A 17,108-nucleotide genomic window follows, 5' to 3' on the forward strand; every position below is an offset into this window, starting at 1 on the left:
GTTCTTATCTCAGCCAGTCTTGGATCTGTCGAGCTATCCAGTTACGTTCAGGTTCAGTCAAGTTTTGAGCGAAACAGTATTTCAACAGCCAAGTTTCGATAGTGACTCCTCCCAAAGGAATTGCTTCAACATTTTTGATGCTAGAAACTTTTCCCCGATGGCTAAAATATTTCACTCCGAACAATTGCCTTTCAATTACAAAGTTATCCAGATAGAATTCAATGCAATAATCTCCCCAGTAATTCAGCAGAGGCCATTTCAAATCGGCTGGAATTTTCCACAATTCATTGTGTATGCTCATCCATAGCCGACCCAATATCAGGGTTAATAGAATGGGGAAAATCAACAAAAACATTAAATGAATCGATGACAACAGGGACAGGAGCATGAAAAATATTAAGCAAGCCAGCCCTAACAGCAAGAAACCTAGCAAGAATAGAGAGATTGTGGAGGTCGCTACTAGCATCAATTTCCCTGTAAAGGCGATAATGTCTGTAAGTAGCAATATTCCCCGCCCAGGAATTTTAATTTTTAACTGAGTAGAAGACTTCCAAAACTGAACGCGACTGCCAGCAGGCTGACGAATTTGTTGCAGGAGGGCGTTGAGAGAACGATTGGCTTTAAGGTCTTCTAGTGCTTGACGGGCGGTGCGATATCGTTGCTCTAAATCGGGTTCGGCGATCGCTTCAATCCACCGTACAAAATTGGAGTTAAGGCTAACCTTGTCGCTAAAGTGAATCCGTAAATTCTTTTGGGGCAAATCTGCTGGGGCGATGCCGGTTAACAAATGGATCAAAGTTGCCCCCAGCGCATACAAGTCGGATGCCGGAACTGCCTTTCCCCAAAATTGCTCTAGCGGCGCATAGCCAGTGGTTCCCACCACAGTAAAGGTGACTCCCTCAGTCGCGGCAGAATCTTGAACTGCGCCGAAATCCACCAGATAAATTTGTTCGTCTTCTCCCCAAATCAAGTTGCTGGGCTTGATGTCGCGGTGCAGCAACGGCGGACTCAACTCGTGCAGATAGATGAGAATATTCAGCACCTCGGTGGCAATCTGCCGCACCTGGGCTTCGGTAAAGCGTTTGCCCTGTTTCAATAATTCTTGCAGGGAGGCACCGGGAATGTATTCTTGCACCAATCCAAACCAGCACAAACCAGCGCCAACCTGTTTATCGAGGGAAAAATAATCTCGATACTGAGGAATTTTGGGGTAATCGAGATTTTTCAGAACTTGCGCTTCGCGTTCAAATAGCTTAAATTCGTCCCACTGCATCTGGGGGCTGAAGGCTAGCAGTTTGACGATGACTTGTTGTGGTGGTGATGCCTCAATGTCAGTTGCCAGCCAGGTTTGACGCCCAGCATTTTGTCCTAATTGCTCTTGGAGTTGATAACGCCCCTGCAATACCTGCTGTGCTTGCAGCATCTCCCTGTCGATTCCTTAGCGCCTTACCTACTCCAATGTAGCTAGCGATCGCTAAAAGTCCACTATATTTCACTCAATACTTACAAAAGCGATCGCCCCAACCCCTTGTTTACGCAACTTTTAGCGGCTTGGTGGGCAAAGTCATTGGTTCTGGCAGAGGCTTTCCCTGCTCTTGAAACCATTCAATCAGAGACTCAATCACCTCCTGTCCGTGTTTTGCAGCTTCCTCATACGTCTTGCCGTGAGTGTGAAATTGCTGCCAAGGAAATTCGGGCAGGTGTACCAAGTAGCAATTATCCTCATCTGACCACTGGATGACCATACTATAGCGGCTCATTCTTCCTGCGATTCCTCTAGCTTCTCCAAAACGCGATTGACAAGCTTTCTCTAAGTATCGCGGTGCATCATCTCATTCTTCCCTATAGAAATCAGGGAGCGATCGCCTCTTCATCTCACCCAACAAACGAGATCTAGTCGATTAGTTCTCAGCCTCGTTAGCTAACTCTTGAGCAGTTCGATACAGCACCTCATTCATGTGAAACCCCGAAGCCATCAATTCATCCAGCAACGGAGTAACAGCAGCAATCAGTGTATTTTGCCTTGCTTGAATTAATACACCCACCGTGCCAATGTAATTGAGTCCCTGAGCTTGTGCTACTCGTCGCCCTCTTGCTTCATCGATTAATAGCAACTCGGCTTCTAACTCAATAGCCAAAACAATTGCTTCGCTCTCACCCCTATCTAATCGTTCTCTCAGAAGTTGAACAGCAGTTTGATTTCCAATTGTAACAATGTGTATCCATTCAGCCACCTCTAGCTCAATTGCTCCGGGACGGGTTTCCCCAAACAAAACTACCTCATCTCGAACAGCAGTTGGTATGTACAATTCGTTGTACAGCAACCGCAACAAAGCAAAATGACCAATCCGAGCTAAAGCAATCAAAGGTCCAGCATTAGCAACAACAGTCATAAGCGATAGCTACGCTTGCCCCCGGAGGGGATCGCGCTTATAGATACTTTGAGCCATTGCCACTTCTGCCGCTAACTCATCTGGTGACTCTGTAAAGTAAGAAATATTATGCTGTGCGAGTAACTGAATAAACTCCCATTTGGAAATTCCGAGTAACTCAGCCGCTTTGCCTGTCGAGATTCGCTCTTGCCGAAACAACTCTAGAGCAACTAGCTCCAGAATACACCCTTTTAGTTGTGCCTCTGGAATGTCAAGCGCTCCAAGTAAATCTCTTGGTATCTGTAAGTTAACATTGAGGTTACTCATTGGGGTTTAGAGAGTGTTATAAGTCCGCAAAGCATCCTCAGTTTATCAATTTCCATGCTGAAAGCTGAGAATAAATGCCAACTGATTTTAAGCAAAAGGCGATCGCCTTTTTTCATCTGACAAAATAGTAAGGTATAACATGATAAGCATAAATGCTTACTGAGCTAAAATCTTGATTTACCTCCCGCGAACAATAAAGGCTATATACAACAGCTAATAAACTTAGAATCAGTTATATCTATACAACTTTAAAAAGCTATAGCGGTTCTCATCCGAGTGAGGTACAGATAGACCCCTCTCCGCATCGGGGAGGGGAGCAAGACTCTGGTTCCCCCTTCCCTACAAGGGAAGGGGGCTAGGGGGTTAGGTCTAGGCGTACCGCACTCAAGTAAGAACCGCTATATCTAATATTAAGTAGTTAATACAAAAAGATAAAGATATGATGAACGGCGATTAATTGTCTTGACATCCCAGGAAATGTTTTGTTACGTTGGACAAAATTCACCTGAATTTATATTGAGCAGGAAATTAAATGATAGAAGTGCTAAACACAGCAGCTAAGGCTCCAATTCAATTTGTATTGAATTGGTTGACTGCATCCTTTCGGGGAATATTAGAAACACCTGAATATTTAGTAAAAGGTGTGCAGGCACTAATGACTCTAATAGCCACGGCTCTCCTGATTCCTGCGGTTGCTTGGTTTGTTGCATTTAAAGCCACTCAAATAACAGTCAAAATTACTGCTACAGCAATAGATATTACTGCGTCTGCTGTATCAGGCTCATCCTCTTAGTAAAGACTCAAGCATAGGATTAACTTAGTTATAGATAAAGTTAGTCATTCAACCAAGTTAAGAAAGGTGGGCAATGCCCACCTTTTTAGTAGAAGCCCAGCCATTCAAACGTGATCGCCTCTTCATCTCACCCAACAAACGCGATCGCCTCTTCATCTCACCCAACAAACGCGATCGCCTCTTCATCTCACCCAACAAACGCGATCGCCTCTTCATCTCACCCAACAAATGCGATCGCTGATTGGAGGACGACAGCGAAGCAATATATCCCAATAACCGTAGAGACGCGATTAATCGCGTCTCTACAAGAATTTTATTTGTTTACTCTTAGGGCTTACGCCTCATCCAACGCCGCAATACCAGGGAGTTCCTTGCCTTCCAGCAACTCCAGACTTGCGCCACCGCCAGTGGAGATGTGGCTCATTTGTTCGCCCAAGTTTAACTGTTCTACCGCTGCCACCGAGTCGCCACCGCCGATAATGGTGGTAGTCCCGCTCTTAGTGAGATCGGCAAGAGTCCGGGCGATCGCTTCCGTCCCCTTGGCAAATTGCGGGAACTCGAACACTCCCATCGGGCCATTCCAAATCACCGTCTTGCAATCCGCAAGCGATTCCTGAAAGAATTTTACCGAGTCGGGACCAATATCCAAACCCATCCAACCATCGGGAATGGCGTCAATGCTGACTGTTTGAGCGTTAGCATCAGCAGCAAAATTATCTGCAATTACCACATCCGTCGGCAATAACAGTTGAACACCACGCTCTTTCGCCTTAGCTTCCAAAGACTTCGCCAGTTCTAACTTATCTTCTTCCACCAGCGACTTACCGACACTTAGCCCACGAGCCTTGTAGAAGGTAAAAATCATGCCGCCGCCCAGGATCAGCTTATCGCACTTATCCAGCAGCGTTTCGATGACGCCAATCTTGCTGGAAACCTTGGAACCCCCGATAATTGCCGCCAAAGGACGCTGAGGATTTTCAATCGCGCTTTGCAAATATTGCAGTTCCTTCTCAATCAAGTACCCAGCCACCGATGGGCTGAGATACTTGGTCACGCCCTCCGTAGAAGCATGAGCGCGGTGAGCTGTTCCAAACGCATCATTCACATATAAATCGGCAACTGAAGCCAGTTTTTTAGCGAAGTCTGGGTCATTCTTCTCTTCTTCCGGGTAGAAGCGGACATTCTCCAGCAGCAGCACGTCGCCATTTTGCATCGCCCCCACCGAAGCTGCGACATCATCACCGATACAGTCGTCAGTCTTAACAACTTCTTTACCCAGCAATTCAGACAGGCGCTTTGCCACTGGCGTCAGGCGGTATTTGTCATCTACACCTTTGGGACGCCCAAAGTGGCTGGACAGAATCACCTTAGCGCCTTTGGAAGTTAAATCCTCAATTGTAGGCAGAGCTGCCCGAATGCGAGTATCGTCAGTAATGTTGCCATTATCCAGCGGTACATTAAAATCCGCCCGTACCAGTACCCTTTTGCCAGATAAATCGGATGCCGATAAATTTGCTACAGTTTTCTTGGACACAGCGTAAACCTCCTAATTGCGTCTTTTTATACTCTTCACTAGCAACCGCGTGTCACTGGTGTTTGCCCTTTTCCCTCAAAAGCTAGATAGACCAAACCAAATGCAGGAGTAAGGTTATTTCTAGCTCTCTAGCCGTCCACATTTTACAAGAGTTGGGGTTTCTACAGGAGCGTGCCATGTTCAAGACTGTTCTGTTTCCTGTCGATCAAAGTCGAGAAGCGCGCGAAGCGGCTGATGTCGTTGTAAATATTGTGCAAAAGTATGCTAGTAAATTAATTTTGCTTTCGGTGGTAGAAGAACCCAGCCAAGAGCCAGAGGCGTCGCCGCTAATTTCAGATGCGGCGATGACATCGCCAGAAGCTGTCGCCGAACTGCTCAAAACAGCTCAAAATCTGTTTGCCGATCAAGGCATCCAGTCTCAAACGATTGAGCGTCAGGGCAAACCAGCTTTTACCATCTGCGATGTTGCTGACGAAATTGACGCCGATTTAATTGTGATGGGCTGTCGAGGGCTGGGTTTGACTGAAGAAGGCATGACTGACAGCGTCACGAACCGGGTGATTAATTTATCTCCTTGTCCGGTGTTGATTGTTCCTTAGTCAAATTTTAGATTGAGGATTTTAGATTGAATCTAAAATCCTCAATCTAAAATCTAAAATCCTATGACGACTCCTTCGATTCAGTGGTATCCCGGACACATTGCCAAGGCTGAGAAAGCGCTTAAAGAACAGCTCAAGCGTGTGGATGTGGTGTTGGAAGTGCGAGACGCCCGAATTCCCATCTCTACTCACCATCCCCGCGTGCCAGAGTGGATAGGCAGCAAGGCAAGGGTATTGATACTCAACCGCACGGATATGATTTCTCCCGCAGTCCGGCAACTGTGGACAGAGTGGTTTAGGGAGCGGGGGGAAACGCCTTATTTCACAGATGCCCAGCATGGTAAGGGTGTGGCAGCAGTAGCACAGGCGGCGCAGGCAGCGGGTGTAGAGATGAATAAACGAAGAAGCGATCGCGGGATGCTTCCTCGTCCAGTCCGTGCCGTTGCGATTGGGTTTCCCAATGTGGGCAAATCGGCGCTAATTAATCGTTTATTGGGAAAGCGGGTGGTAGAAAGCGCCCGTCGTGCTGGGGTAACGCGCCAGCTGCGCTGGATACGCATTTCCGATCAGATTGAACTTTTAGACGCCCCTGGCGTTTTGCCTTCCAAGTTAGAAAATCAGCCTGCTGCCTTCAAGTTAGCGATTTGTGATGATATTGGTGAGGCGTCTTACGACAATCAACGAGTGGCATCTGCGCTAGTAGATTTGCTCAAAACTCTCAACGCCCCCGATGCCGATTTATTTCTGTTGAAGTCTTTAGAGTCTCGCTACGGAGTAAATCCCACTTCGTTTGCAGGCGACGAATATCTACAAGCTGTGGCAAATGAACGTCATAAAGGCGATGTAGAGCGCACAGCACGACAGCTATTAAATGATTTTCGCACGGGTTTATTAGGTGCGATTCCCCTAGAGTTACCACCAGTCTGAATAGTAAAAGCTCTTGACAATTAAATTTCTTGGAGTAAGAACTTTTGCTATTTAGAAGGACAGGTGTTTTTTGTACGACCTTTCCAAACCCAACCGGAGACTGGAGAGTTAATTTCTATCCAGCCACCTTCTTCTTTTCCGGTGACAGAGACTTTGGTTCCTGCTTTCACAACATCCCCTGTTTTCTTTCGTCCATCCAAAGAGCGTACATTGGATGAACTAAGAACAACAACACAACTGTTTTTTACTGCATTTTTAGCTGGCTCGGTAATTTGATTTTTAGCAGTGTCAGCAGAGGAGGGTATTTGACGACTTGCAAAAATCACCCCGATTGCAATCACAAAGATAGCAGTGCCTGCCCCAATTAGCAGTGGCAAATTTTTGGGGGATTTAAATACAGAATTCAGGCTAGACGGCGAACTAATCGGCGCTTGGGAGGGATTTCCAGGAGCAATTGTCACCGTGTTCTGCGTGGGGGGGACGGTTGGAGGCGTTGCTTCATCTGCGACGCTAGCTGGAGAATCCACCGACTTTCCCGATGAATTGCCTGTAGCAATGGTTACGGTATTGTCCGTAGGGGGCGAGAGCGCCGGGGCGGAAATAGGAGCAGGGGCGTTATTGGGCGAGAGGTGGGGATTGGTGCGTTCTTGGAGCGATCGCAGTGCCTTATTAGCCGACACAGAACCGTCTTTCCAGTAACCGCGCACCTTCTGGCTCAAGACTGCCGCGATCGCTGCCGGGGAATTAGGATTGGTTAACGAGGCGAGCGATCGCAATGCCTCGGTTGCTGACTGGTAGCGGAATTTGAAGTAGTGGCGTACCATCTGGTTCAGGACAGCGGCTAACCCATCGCTAACTTGAGCCAAGTGCCGCCAGAGAATCTCCCCGCTGTCAGGGTCTTCTGCTAATTGCCTGGGATTCAGCCCGGTCAAGGCTTGGATACCAATCATGCCGAGGGCGTAAAGATCGCTGCTGGGGCGGGGTCTGCCTTGTCCCTGTTCGCTTGGCATATAGCCTGGGGTGCCAATCGCAACCGTCTCATTCATCCCTTCTTGAGCGATGACCGATTGCATCTGCACCTGTTTGACGGCACCAAAGTCCACCAAAACTAACTTGTTATCGGAAGTACGGCGAATTAAATTATCCGGCTTGAGATCCCGATGGATCACCCCGTTCCCGTGTACAAATTCCAAAATGGATAAGACTTCACAAAGCAGTTGAATCACCTGACTTTCGCTCCACTGCTGACCTGGTGGCAGTTCCACACCCAGAGGATGTCCGTCAATAAATTCCTGCACTAAGTAGAACTCTTCCTTCTCCTCAAAGTAAGCTAACAGCCGGGGAATTTGGTCATGGTTCCCTAACTTTTCTAGGGTTTCGGCTTCGCTATTAAACAGGCGTCTCGCTGTTTGTAAAAATTCGGGATTGCTAGTGGCGGGTTTGAGGTGTTTAACAACGCAGTTAGGGTTCCCAGGTCGGCGAGTGTCTTGGGCAATGTAAGTATGACCAAATCCACCTTGGCCTAGCGCTTGGATCACCTGGTAGCGCTGGTCTAGTAATATGCCTATCATGGTGTCGCTGCCCTGAGGTAAACCGTTTAACATAATAGAGTTTTCCAAAAAAGAAGCAGTATCTTCCGGATGTTTAATTCAGATATGCACGGATCAAAGGCGGATGTACATCTCTTACCTCACCAGTATGAAAGGGTTACGCCCCCTTTAGGGAATCGCTCTCACCCTCCGCACTCTTGATTGGCTGCGCGTGAAAACCGCACTTTTGCGTGTTCTTCTCTGGTGTCCACTTGTCAATGTTTCGACGGTCGTTTCGCTACAACCTCGACCCGACATCGGGTACCAGCGAATACTATGATACTGTTGTTCAAGGAATGAGGGGTATGACCCCTCATTGTCACCAGATAAGTCTGAACGGCGCGGAGGCATTAAAGCTAAAACTCAAATGATTTGCCCGATTAAGCTACCCTAAGCGTGTAGCTTGGGCAAGGTTGCATAAATGCCTTTGAGAATGCCATAACTTTGGGGGAAGTCAGGGAAAGCAACCACAAGTCCTTGCTTTGCTGAGTTTTTGCACGCTTGTTCGCTTTGCTTCAAAAAGGGATAGGAGTCATGGCTGAACTCAAACTGCGTCTACGAGAGGGAGAGACAGAAAGAACGGTTACGGTGAATCGGGATGACTTTACGATCGGTCGTTTGCCAGAATGCAACTTGCATCTGCCTTTCGAGGGAATTTCCCGCTACCATGCCCGCTTTTTGAAAACGCCTTCTGGGGTGTGGACAGTAGAGGATATGGACAGCAAAAACGGAACGCGATTGAATGAACGCCCTGTCACCTCGCCTCAACAGGTAAATCACGGCGATATTCTTTGGCTGGGGGATATTAGCCTGAGTATTCTTTTGAGAGATCCTCCTCAACCCCATAAAACACAGCTGGTGGAACCCGTGGCGCAAGGAACCACCATCTTTCGCAATGTTCAAGAGCTGCAACAGCAATGGATACAAGCTGAGGGTACGCTAGACGAAGTTAGCAATAAGGAAAAAGCGATCGCTCGTCTCAAAGATTTGGTGAATATCGCCAAGAATTTGAGTGCAGCTGAATCGATCGAAGCAATTTTCTACCAGGTGCAGGAAGTCGTTTTCCGCGAACTTCAAAGTATTGAGCGCTTGGCATTGTTAATCGATGTAGAAGGTTCCGGCGAACTGGAATTGCTGAATGCCGCCGCTAGAGATATTTTGGAACAGCAGAATCTGACGGCGGATGGCGGTTGGATTAGCCGCACCATTTGTCAAAAGGTATTTGCCGAGAAAGTAGCAATTCAAACCGCTGATGCCCAGATGGATAAACGGTTTGAGGGGCAACAGAGCATTTTAGTCAAAGGCATCAAGAGCGCGATCGCCGTCCCGCTTTGGGATGAAAATAAAGTAGTCGGTGTTCTTTATGCCGATGCTCATCTTTCTTCTAGCCATTGGACGAAAGGAGGAGAAGAAGACCTCAGCTTTTTTTCGGCTTTAGCGAATCTGGTGGCATCCGCCGTGCAACGTTGGCTGTTAGCGCGGAAACTTAGAAACGAAGAAACCATTCGGACTCGACTAGAGCGCTATCACTCCCCTGCCGTTGTGCAGCACATTATGAATGTAGGAGGATTAGAAGACGGTCGTCTCACGCCTGCCGAGGTTGATATCAGCATCCTCTTTGCCGATATTGTTGGCTTCACCGCCCTTTCGGAACGGTTGAGTCCTACAGAAATTGCCCAATTGCTCAATGATTTCTTCGAGGAAATGCTACAGGAAGTTTTTGCCGCCGGAGGAACGTTAGATAAGTATATTGGAGATTGCATAATGGCATTTTTTGGCGCTCCGGAATCTCAACCGGATCATGCCGACCGAGCTTTCGCCGCTGCCAAAGGAATGCTGACTCGTCTAGAAAAATTAAATGCCGATCGAGTCTGGCGCGAACCGCTGCAAATCCGGGTTGCCATCAACAGCGGTAGAGCCGTGATTGGAGATGTCGGTAGCTCTCAAAGAGTAGACTATACCGCTTTAGGAGCAACGATTAATCTAGCCTCCCGCATGGAAGGAATCTGTCCCCCCGGTGAATGTGTCGTCAGTGAAGCCACTTATTCTTTGCTGAAGCCCTCCCAAGACTTGCAGACGACAGGAGAACACCATTTCAAAGGAATCGACCGACCTGTAAGAGTTTATCAAACCAAGCGGCATTAAATTGCTGGCTCCCGTCTGGGTTTTGGTGGAGCTAAAGGGTAGATTCCAACTTTTCGGTTAAGACACCAACCCCCAAACCCCTTCCCGACTATGGAATCGAGGAGTTTATCGCTTCTCCCCACCAGTCAAAAAAATTTATTTCTCACCTTCTCCTTGTCGGGGCGGATTAGGGAGAGGTGGCAAGAGGTTGGGGAGAAGGTTAACCGAAAAGTATGGGACTGCAATTTTCCGGCTACCTATGGCAACACAGCGTATCATCTGTCGAAGGATTTCGTCAGAGTTAAGATGGTGGCAGTAATTGCCGGAAAAACGCTTGCTTTGTGGTGCTTTCTTTGACTATTGCTTTGTCCAGGAGTTTTAGCACGCCTTGTTCGCCTTGGTTCAAGGAGGTTTGAAGTCATGGCTGAACTCAAGCTGCGCCTACAAGTTGAGGAAAATGTTGAAAGCACCGTGACGGTGGATAAAGAGGAATTTATCATTGGTCGTTTGCCAGAATGCGATCTGTACTTGCCTTATTTTGAAATTTCCCGCTGTCATGCCCGGTTGTTAAATACACCGGATGGCGTGTGGGTGGTCGAAGATATGCACAGCACAAACGGAACGCGGTTAAATGACCGTCTGCTAGCATCTCCCCAAAGAGTGAATCATGGCGATGTTATTCAGATGGGTCATGTTTTTCTCCATGTTCTTTTAGCCAATTCTCCTCAACAAAAGACTCAACTCAATCCCATAGAGGCAGATCCGATCTCCGAAGGAGTGACTATCCTTCGCAATGCCAAAGAACTGCAACAGCAATGGATACAGGCTGATGACGAGGGTAGCAATAGTGCTAATCCCCACAAAGCGATCGCTCGTCTGAAAGACTTGGTTGATATCGCCAGATGTCTGAATTCTGCTGAATCGATCGAAGCAATTTTCCAGCAGATACAAGAAATTGTTTTCCGCGATCTCAATAGTATCGATCGGTTGGCATTGTTGATCGATGTCAATGGTTCGGGCGAACTAGACTTACTTCAAGCAGCAGCTAGAGATATCTCTCAACAGCAAAATCTAGCAGCAGATGGCAGTTGGATTAGCCGCACCATTTGTCAAAAAGTATTTACTGATAAAGTTGCGATCAAAACCGCTGATGCCCAGATGGATGAAAGGTTTGAAGGCGAACATAGTATTTTAGCGAAAGGCATCAAGAGCGCTCTAGCGGTTCCTCTGTGGGATGAAAATAAGGTAGTCGGCGTTCTTTATGCCGATGCCCATCTTTCTTTTACCCATTGGAATAAAGGAGGAGATGAAGACCTCAGCTTTTTTTCAGCTTTAGCGAATCTGGTGGCGTCGGCGGTGCAACGTTGGCTGTTAGCACAGAAACTCAGAAGCGAAGCCAGCATTCGACACCGATTAGAACGCTATCACTCTCCTTCAGTTGTGCAGCACATTATGAATGTAGGAGGATTAGAAGATGGTCGTCTTACCCCCGCAGAAGGCGAAATCAGTATTCTCTTTGCCGATATTGTTGGCTTTACTGCCCTTTCGGAACGCTTAACTCCGACAGAAATTGCCAATTTGCTCAATAGTTTCTTCGAGGAAATGCTCAAAGAAGTTTTTGCCGCCAGAGGAACGCTAGATAAATTTATTGGAGATTGCATTATGGCATTTTTTGGCGCTCCAGAACCCCAGCCGGATCATGCCGAACGGGCTTTTGCCGCCGCCTGGGGAATGCTAGAGCGTCTAGAGCATCTGAATGCTCGTAAGTTCTTCCAACACCCGCTGCAATTGCGGATAGCTATCAACAGCGGTAAAGCTGTGGTTGGAGATGTGGGCAGCTCTCAGAGAGTAGACTATACCGTATTAGGCGCTACGATTAATCTTGCCTCCCGCATGGAAGGGATTTGTCCCCCTGGTGAATGTGTCGTGAGTGAAGCCACCTATTCTTTGCTGCGTCAGCCAAAAGGCTTGTCTCCGATGGGAGAGTACCGTTTCAAAGGTATTGACCGACCGATACGAATCTATCAGACCAAGCGGCATTGAGACTCCCCACGATGGCATTTAGCCACATTTGAGATGAGATTAAACCTGGAACCCGATTTCTTGCAATCCTTGGCGTAGTCTAGCGGCTTCCTCTGGGTTGTGTTGTTCGTGAAGCGCGATCGCTTTCCCAAACGCTTCTAAACTTTCTAATACGTTACCCATTTTCAAAAGGGCAACTCCCAGATTTTGATACGCCTCTGCATAGTCCGGGTTCCGTTGAATGGCTTGGCGGTAAGCAGCGATCGCATCCGGCAAACGCCCCATTGCCTTTAATGCCATGCCTAGATTGTACTTTCCGACCGCAAAACTAGGGTCAATCTGCAAGGTAGTTTCATAAGCTTTTTGAGCATTGGTGAAATCCCCAGCTGCCATCAACAAGTTGCCCAAATTGTTATAAGCGCCCAGTTTAAGTTTAAGCAGAATTGGCTGTTGAAGTGCGACTTGATAGTGTGTCGCCGCTTGTGCAAGATTATTTAGCTGAGTATAGGCATTGCCCAGATGGTAGTGAAATTCGTATAAAACAGAAGCATCAATCTCTGTTGATTTTAAACCGCGCTCTAAGAGTTCGATTCCCTTACCGATTTCACCCGTTTGTACATAAAGTGCCCCCAATTTACAACAATCATAGGGATCGTTGGGATGGCTTGCCAGATAGCCTTCCATCGCCGCTTGCGCCCTAGAGAATTTGTTTAAAGATGCGATCGCTCCCGGTTGATAGCCATAGTGTAAAATTGCTACATCCGACAGAGAAACTATCTGCCACTGGGGTTCTCGCTGCAACAGTTCGGCAACGCTATCATCCACTAGCGAATGGTAAGGACGAGAAAAGCGCACGTCTGGGTGATTGCGAAATAGACGAGAAACCAGAGAATAAGGCGATTGAGATGCTCCGACTTCTTGCCGAATTAGGTTGACGACGAGGTGGCGATCGCTTTCCATCGCTTGCTTCATCTGCGGTACAATTTCTGGTTTCAGCACCTCATCCGCATCCAGCACCAGCACCCAATCTCCCTGAACGTACTTCAACGACTCATTCCGCGCCGCTGAGAAGTCATTGCACCATTCAAAGTGATAAACCTTCGCCCCAAATTCTCTGGCAATTTCAACGGTTTTGTCACTGGAGCCGGTATCCAGCACCACCATTTCATCTACCACATTCTTGACGCTATTCAAGCATTGTGGTAAGGAGGCTTCCTCATTTTTAACAATCATGCAGAAGCTTAGCTTCATTTGACACCATGAACTGGCTTAAGGGACTCGTGGTAATTTTAGATGCGATCGCACAAAGCTAATTAAACAGTAAAAACAAAGAATTCTTTTTTTGCCTGTCCTTCGGCAGATAGGAATAAAAACTTATATTTTTGATGCATGACAGCATCAGAAATCAAGATACAAGAGATCGGCTCCATGCTAAAAATAGGATTTACTGGTCTGAATCAACCTGCAAAACGGGAGTTTATAATACATTTGTTCTTCCGAAAGAGGATAGGCTTGTATGACCCTTGGTACCTTGAATCACCTGAGCTTGACGGTTAGCGATCGCTCGAAATCGGAACCGTTTTATAACGCAATTTTGGAATTCATGGGCTACCAGCAGGTGGAGAAAAACGATGAGTTCATCATGTGGTGGTCAAAGGATGTCGGGGCAATTTTAATTTCTGCCGCGAATCCAGATTCCCCGAACAAAGTTCACGATCGCTACTCGCCAGGACTACACCATCTTGCCTTTAACGCCGACAGCCGCGAACAGGTAGATAACTTATACAAGCTGATTCTTGAGCTGGGCGCTACAATCCTCGATCCGCCAGCCGAATACAACCAGTATGCACTAGGCTACTACGCTGTCTTCTTTGCCGATCCCGATGGGATCAAACTGGAATTAGTTCATCTGCCCAATCTGCCCTAGGGCACTTTCTTGCTCGCTGGATCTTGCAGTTTCTGAGTGCCCTTTTGCCTTATTTACTGACAGCGAGGATGACGCCCTCCTTGGTCGCAAATTAAGTCAATTTGCTTGGCATCTAAATTCTTGGCTTGGGAAAAATCGACGCCCTTGACACGAGCTAAGGATGCTGAGTTGGGTGCCTCTTGAATGAATTGATCTGACTGGAGCGGTTTTGGGGCGGCAAAGGTTGCCCCCTTCAAATCAGCCCCTGCTAGATTCGCCCCGCGCAGGTCTGTCGCACTCAGGTTTGTGTTTTGTAAATTGGCATTTTGCAGCTGAGCCTGAGCGAGATTAGCACCAACCAGTCTGGTGGCGCTGAGGTCGGCTTTTTGGAGATTGGCGTTCTGAAAATCTGCTTCTGAAAGGTCTGCTCCTTGCCAGTTGGAGTTCATCAGCAGCGCAAAGGTAAACTTAGCCCCGACAGCGCTAACTTGTCCGAGACGGGCACTAGAGAGATTGGACTGGGTAAAGTTGGCATTCGCTAAATCTGCACCCGTCAGGCTGGCATTTTCTAGAACTGCTTGACGCAAATCTGCACCGATTAGCTTGGCACTGCTGAGATTTGCTCCCACGAGTTGAGCATTGGATAAATTAGCCCGATTCAAGGTGGCACGGATCAGGTTGGTGCGATTCAGGGGGACATCGCTCAAAAGAGCGCCAGTGAGGTTCGCTTCTTTGAGGTCGGCTCCATTGAAGTCGGCAATCCAATCGTCAAAGGTGCCCAGACGCCCGTCCTCACCGGCACCCAAGAAGCGGCTATTGCGTAAACTGGCACCTGTGAGGGAGGCTCCTTTGAAGAGAATCCCAGAAAGGTCAGCTTTGTCTAGAACTAAGGTAAATAGAGCTGGCCCTTGGCGTACCTCCGAGAGGTCGGTGCGACTGAGGTCAGCGTTATGGATTTGAGTGGGGTAGATGCTAAGAATTTTAGCGATCGCGCGTTGAGTGCCCACGAGCCGCCTTGCAATTAACTGTCGCTCCACTAATCCACTCCCTTGCAGCAGCGCTGAGTCCTTTTGCAGGGAAAGATTTAAGCGTTGTAAGTATGGTAAAGCTTCCGGACCCGTACTGACCAAGGTTTGCCCAATTGCCTCCATCAAAGCGGGTACCCTTTCTTGACCCAGCAAATCTACTAAGAAGGGAATCGCACGCGAGTCGTCCAACCTTGCCAGCGCCAGGATAGCACTCCGTCGTTCTTCTAATTGGTTGGGGGAAGATTGACTTAACCGCTCGACCAGCGCCAGAAACACCTTGTTATTCTGTTGCTTGGATGAGCGCCAATTTGCCTGACTTTGAATGTATATTTGCGTACCGACAAAGGTTCCCAAGACAGCACTTATGCAAGAAAAGCCGATCGTTATCAGCGTCAGACCGGGGTTTTGGCGCATCCAGTACCAAAGATGCAGCGATCGCTTGGGAGATTGAGAAGTTAGGACGATGGTAGTGACGGTTTCCCGATGTCCGTCATCTGGCTGTGTCCAGCTGCTTTGCACTTCTAGCTTGACTGGATGTCCGTTTCGCAGCAGTCGGTTTGACTGAGAAGAATTCCGCTCCGGATAGGGTACAAAAGCCCTAGCTCCATCGATAACAAAGGTTCCAGCGATTCTATCGTGCAGGGTGCGGCGTTCGGGATTGAATAGGGCGATCGCATTTTCCCCCAGCCACATCAAAGCCGACAATCCCAGCAAAATCCCCAGATCCGGAAAAGCACCGCTGTAGCGCCAAATCAGATAAGCCGTCGAAAGCGGCAATCCCCACCTGCCGACTCCCTCTCGCCAAACAGCGCCAATCAATCCTGGCGGGTCGCCTGATTCTTGCACTACTTGGACGCCTAGCCAGCGCTTGGGCGAGGTTTGTCCGGTTTTTCCCAATTTATACAGTTGCCAGCCTACGACCACGATAGGAGCCACCAGCGCCCCGCACCAAAACAAGTTGGTGAGTGGGGCAACCCGTTGGTTGCTTTCGCGTCTGGGAATTGCCAGCGTTTTAGCGATCGCATCCTCGGTCGTTGCTAGCACTGGGTTGAGGGGAACGGTTTCCGGAGAGACACACGCGCCAGCATTCGTACAGAACTTGGCGGCAAGACCGATGCTATAGGGAACTAAAGCACTCGCAACCACCAGCGAGATTTCCACAATAGTGGCAGCACCCCGTCGGGTACCCAGTGGCAGTCGGTGCATCTGTATCCGCCAAGACGGGCTTTTGCGATTCGAGCCTTTTTTCACGCTTTGGGTAGCCATTCGAGCAGTCCACAAATAGCAGTTCGCTGTTCGCTTTTAGCAGATTTTGTCCGAGCAGGCAACCCTTATTTTGCTGGTAAAGATCCGCATTAGCAATGAACCTGCCCTACGTCCTTAGACGAATATACCCGTTCAGAGTCCATAATCCTCATAGCTACCAAAAAAATCAACACTTTCTAATCGGGGGACTTGGGGGCAATAAACAGTTTGTACGCCAAATACACTAACCCTGCCAAGATGGCGAGACTAATCAGGGATGCAACCAGATACAAAACGCTTCTGAGTAGCCCAAAACCAACCAAAGCTGCGACGGCGACAACAGCAACTTTACCAGCACCAGGAAGTCCTTGAAACCAGTTAGAAATTTTGTTGAACAGAGACTGAATTGATTGAGATTCTTTAGTTTGAACCTGGAGAGGTTGTCCCGGTTCGGTTTCTATCGTTGGCGAGGGAGGGAGGCTCTGATTGATTTGGGCATCTAGTTCTTGGAGTTTACGCTCCCAGTCTTGATTTTCTTGAGGATTCATCTTTTGTTTTTATAGTGGAAAAAAGAAAATGACGGTTGCAAATGACAAACTGACACTCAAGCGTATATTGTCTTGGTGATTTAAACAAAAGCCT

The 17,108-nt window shown here is 47.9% G+C and carries 16 protein-coding genes; 7 read left to right on the plus strand and 9 right to left on the minus strand.

Annotation, left to right across the window (positions count from 1 at the left end; all coding sequences use genetic code 11):
* Positions 1–4 precede the first annotated feature (4 nt).
* The 4 genes from ACFW2W_RS16175 to ACFW2W_RS16190 form a co-directional block, all read right to left on the minus strand.
* Positions 5–1,423 carry a serine/threonine protein kinase gene (locus ACFW2W_RS16175; protein WP_378180070.1) on the minus strand — a complete coding sequence of 473 codons (1,419 nt, stop codon included), beginning with the start codon at positions 1,421–1,423 and terminating at the stop codon, positions 5–7.
* 109 nt (positions 1,424–1,532) lie between these two features.
* The gene (locus tag ACFW2W_RS16180; protein ID WP_378180073.1) at positions 1,533–1,760 is read right to left on the minus strand and encodes a type II toxin-antitoxin system HicB family antitoxin; all 228 of its coding nucleotides are present in this window, start codon (positions 1,758–1,760) and stop codon (positions 1,533–1,535) included.
* 141 nt (positions 1,761–1,901) lie between these two features.
* Complete coding sequence (locus ACFW2W_RS16185) at positions 1,902–2,393, minus strand: DUF3368 domain-containing protein (protein ID WP_378180076.1); 492 nt, start codon at positions 2,391–2,393, stop codon at positions 1,902–1,904.
* A 9-nt stretch (positions 2,394–2,402) separates the two neighbouring features.
* Entirely contained in the window at positions 2,403–2,699 is a 297-nt protein-coding gene (locus tag ACFW2W_RS16190) for a UPF0175 family protein (protein WP_378180079.1), read from the minus strand.
* A 532-nt stretch (positions 2,700–3,231) separates the two neighbouring features.
* Between ACFW2W_RS16190 and ACFW2W_RS16195 the strand changes: the two genes are divergently transcribed.
* Positions 3,232–3,492, plus strand: coding sequence for a hypothetical protein (locus ACFW2W_RS16195; RefSeq protein ID WP_378180084.1), 261 nt, complete (start codon positions 3,232–3,234; stop codon positions 3,490–3,492).
* A 73-nt stretch (positions 3,493–3,565) separates the two neighbouring features.
* Positions 3,566–3,733, plus strand: a complete 168-nt coding sequence (locus tag ACFW2W_RS16200) for a hypothetical protein (RefSeq protein WP_378180087.1) — start codon at positions 3,566–3,568, stop codon at positions 3,731–3,733.
* 93 nt (positions 3,734–3,826) lie between these two features.
* Here the strand turns inward: ACFW2W_RS16200 and ACFW2W_RS16205 are convergent, their stop codons facing one another.
* A complete protein-coding gene (locus ACFW2W_RS16205; protein WP_378180090.1) occupies positions 3,827–5,026 on the minus strand; it encodes a phosphoglycerate kinase in 1,200 nt (399 codons plus the stop codon).
* A 176-nt stretch (positions 5,027–5,202) separates the two neighbouring features.
* Here ACFW2W_RS16205 and ACFW2W_RS16210 point away from each other — a divergent pair, with 176 nt between their 5' ends.
* Entirely contained in the window at positions 5,203–5,625 is a 423-nt protein-coding gene (locus ACFW2W_RS16210) for a universal stress protein (protein ID WP_378180093.1), read from the plus strand.
* A gap of 63 nt (positions 5,626–5,688) precedes the next feature.
* Complete coding sequence (ylqF, locus tag ACFW2W_RS16215; protein WP_378180096.1) at positions 5,689–6,552, plus strand: ribosome biogenesis GTPase YlqF; 864 nt, start codon at positions 5,689–5,691, stop codon at positions 6,550–6,552.
* A gap of 47 nt (positions 6,553–6,599) precedes the next feature.
* Here the strand turns inward: ylqF and ACFW2W_RS16220 are convergent, their stop codons facing one another.
* Positions 6,600–8,123 carry a protein kinase gene (locus tag ACFW2W_RS16220; RefSeq protein ID WP_378180357.1) on the minus strand — a complete coding sequence of 508 codons (1,524 nt, stop codon included), beginning with the start codon at positions 8,121–8,123 and terminating at the stop codon, positions 6,600–6,602.
* A gap of 552 nt (positions 8,124–8,675) precedes the next feature.
* On the opposite strand from ACFW2W_RS16220, the gene ACFW2W_RS16225 reads away from it, so the two are divergent.
* Together ACFW2W_RS16225 and ACFW2W_RS16230 are read left to right on the plus strand one after the other, a co-directional pair.
* Positions 8,676–10,286, plus strand: a complete 1,611-nt coding sequence (locus ACFW2W_RS16225) for an adenylate/guanylate cyclase domain-containing protein (protein ID WP_378180099.1) — start codon at positions 8,676–8,678, stop codon at positions 10,284–10,286.
* A gap of 399 nt (positions 10,287–10,685) precedes the next feature.
* Positions 10,686–12,308, plus strand: coding sequence for an adenylate/guanylate cyclase domain-containing protein (locus ACFW2W_RS16230; protein WP_378180102.1), 1,623 nt, complete (start codon positions 10,686–10,688; stop codon positions 12,306–12,308).
* A 39-nt stretch (positions 12,309–12,347) separates the two neighbouring features.
* Here the strand turns inward: ACFW2W_RS16230 and ACFW2W_RS16235 are convergent, their stop codons facing one another.
* The gene (locus tag ACFW2W_RS16235; RefSeq protein ID WP_378180105.1) at positions 12,348–13,538 is read right to left on the minus strand and encodes a glycosyltransferase; all 1,191 of its coding nucleotides are present in this window, start codon (positions 13,536–13,538) and stop codon (positions 12,348–12,350) included.
* Between the two features lie 265 nt (positions 13,539–13,803).
* Between ACFW2W_RS16235 and ACFW2W_RS16240 the strand changes: the two genes are divergently transcribed.
* On the plus strand, positions 13,804–14,214 hold the full coding sequence (locus tag ACFW2W_RS16240; RefSeq protein WP_378180108.1) for a VOC family protein: 411 nt from the start codon (positions 13,804–13,806) through the stop codon (positions 14,212–14,214).
* Between the two features lie 53 nt (positions 14,215–14,267).
* Here ACFW2W_RS16240 and ACFW2W_RS16245 read toward each other — a convergent pair whose 3' ends face one another.
* Positions 14,268–16,487 carry a pentapeptide repeat-containing protein gene (locus ACFW2W_RS16245; protein WP_378180111.1) on the minus strand — a complete coding sequence of 740 codons (2,220 nt, stop codon included), beginning with the start codon at positions 16,485–16,487 and terminating at the stop codon, positions 14,268–14,270.
* Between the two features lie 176 nt (positions 16,488–16,663).
* Positions 16,664–17,014: a hypothetical protein gene (locus tag ACFW2W_RS16250; protein WP_378180114.1), complete on the minus strand. Its 351-nt coding sequence runs from the start codon at positions 17,012–17,014 to the stop codon at positions 16,664–16,666.
* Between the last annotated feature and the right edge of the window lie 94 nt (positions 17,015–17,108).

Origin of the sequence: Coleofasciculus sp. H7-2 (assembly GCF_042747725.1) — a bacterium.
In the GTDB taxonomy this organism is placed as follows: Bacteria; Cyanobacteriota; Cyanobacteriia; order Cyanobacteriales; family FACHB-T130; genus FACHB-T130.

Excerpts from the sequence above, each read along its gene's own strand:
- ACFW2W_RS16245 (WP_378180111.1), bottom strand. The coding sequence starts at position 16,487 with ATGGCTACCCAAAGCGTGAAAAAAGGCTCGAATCGCAAAAGCCCGTCT.
- ACFW2W_RS16235 (WP_378180105.1), bottom strand. The coding sequence starts at position 13,538 with ATGAAGCTAAGCTTCTGCATGATTGTTAAAAATGAGGAAGCCTCCTTA.
- ACFW2W_RS16225 (WP_378180099.1), top strand. The coding sequence starts at position 8,676 with ATGGCTGAACTCAAACTGCGTCTACGAGAGGGAGAGACAGAAAGAACG.
- ACFW2W_RS16195 (WP_378180084.1), top strand. The coding sequence starts at position 3,232 with ATGATAGAAGTGCTAAACACAGCAGCTAAGGCTCCAATTCAATTTGTA.
- ACFW2W_RS16250 (WP_378180114.1), bottom strand. The coding sequence starts at position 17,014 with ATGAATCCTCAAGAAAATCAAGACTGGGAGCGTAAACTCCAAGAACTA.
- ACFW2W_RS16200 (WP_378180087.1), top strand. The coding sequence starts at position 3,566 with ATGCCCACCTTTTTAGTAGAAGCCCAGCCATTCAAACGTGATCGCCTC.
- ylqF (WP_378180096.1), top strand. The coding sequence starts at position 5,689 with ATGACGACTCCTTCGATTCAGTGGTATCCCGGACACATTGCCAAGGCT.
- ACFW2W_RS16220 (WP_378180357.1), bottom strand. The coding sequence starts at position 8,123 with ATGATAGGCATATTACTAGACCAGCGCTACCAGGTGATCCAAGCGCTA.
- ACFW2W_RS16190 (WP_378180079.1), bottom strand. The coding sequence starts at position 2,699 with ATGAGTAACCTCAATGTTAACTTACAGATACCAAGAGATTTACTTGGA.
- ACFW2W_RS16175 (WP_378180070.1), bottom strand. The coding sequence starts at position 1,423 with ATGCTGCAAGCACAGCAGGTATTGCAGGGGCGTTATCAACTCCAAGAG.
- ACFW2W_RS16230 (WP_378180102.1), top strand. The coding sequence starts at position 10,686 with ATGGCTGAACTCAAGCTGCGCCTACAAGTTGAGGAAAATGTTGAAAGC.
- ACFW2W_RS16240 (WP_378180108.1), top strand. The coding sequence starts at position 13,804 with ATGACCCTTGGTACCTTGAATCACCTGAGCTTGACGGTTAGCGATCGC.
- ACFW2W_RS16185 (WP_378180076.1), bottom strand. The coding sequence starts at position 2,393 with ATGACTGTTGTTGCTAATGCTGGACCTTTGATTGCTTTAGCTCGGATT.
- ACFW2W_RS16210 (WP_378180093.1), top strand. The coding sequence starts at position 5,203 with ATGTTCAAGACTGTTCTGTTTCCTGTCGATCAAAGTCGAGAAGCGCGC.
- ACFW2W_RS16180 (WP_378180073.1), bottom strand. The coding sequence starts at position 1,760 with ATGAGCCGCTATAGTATGGTCATCCAGTGGTCAGATGAGGATAATTGC.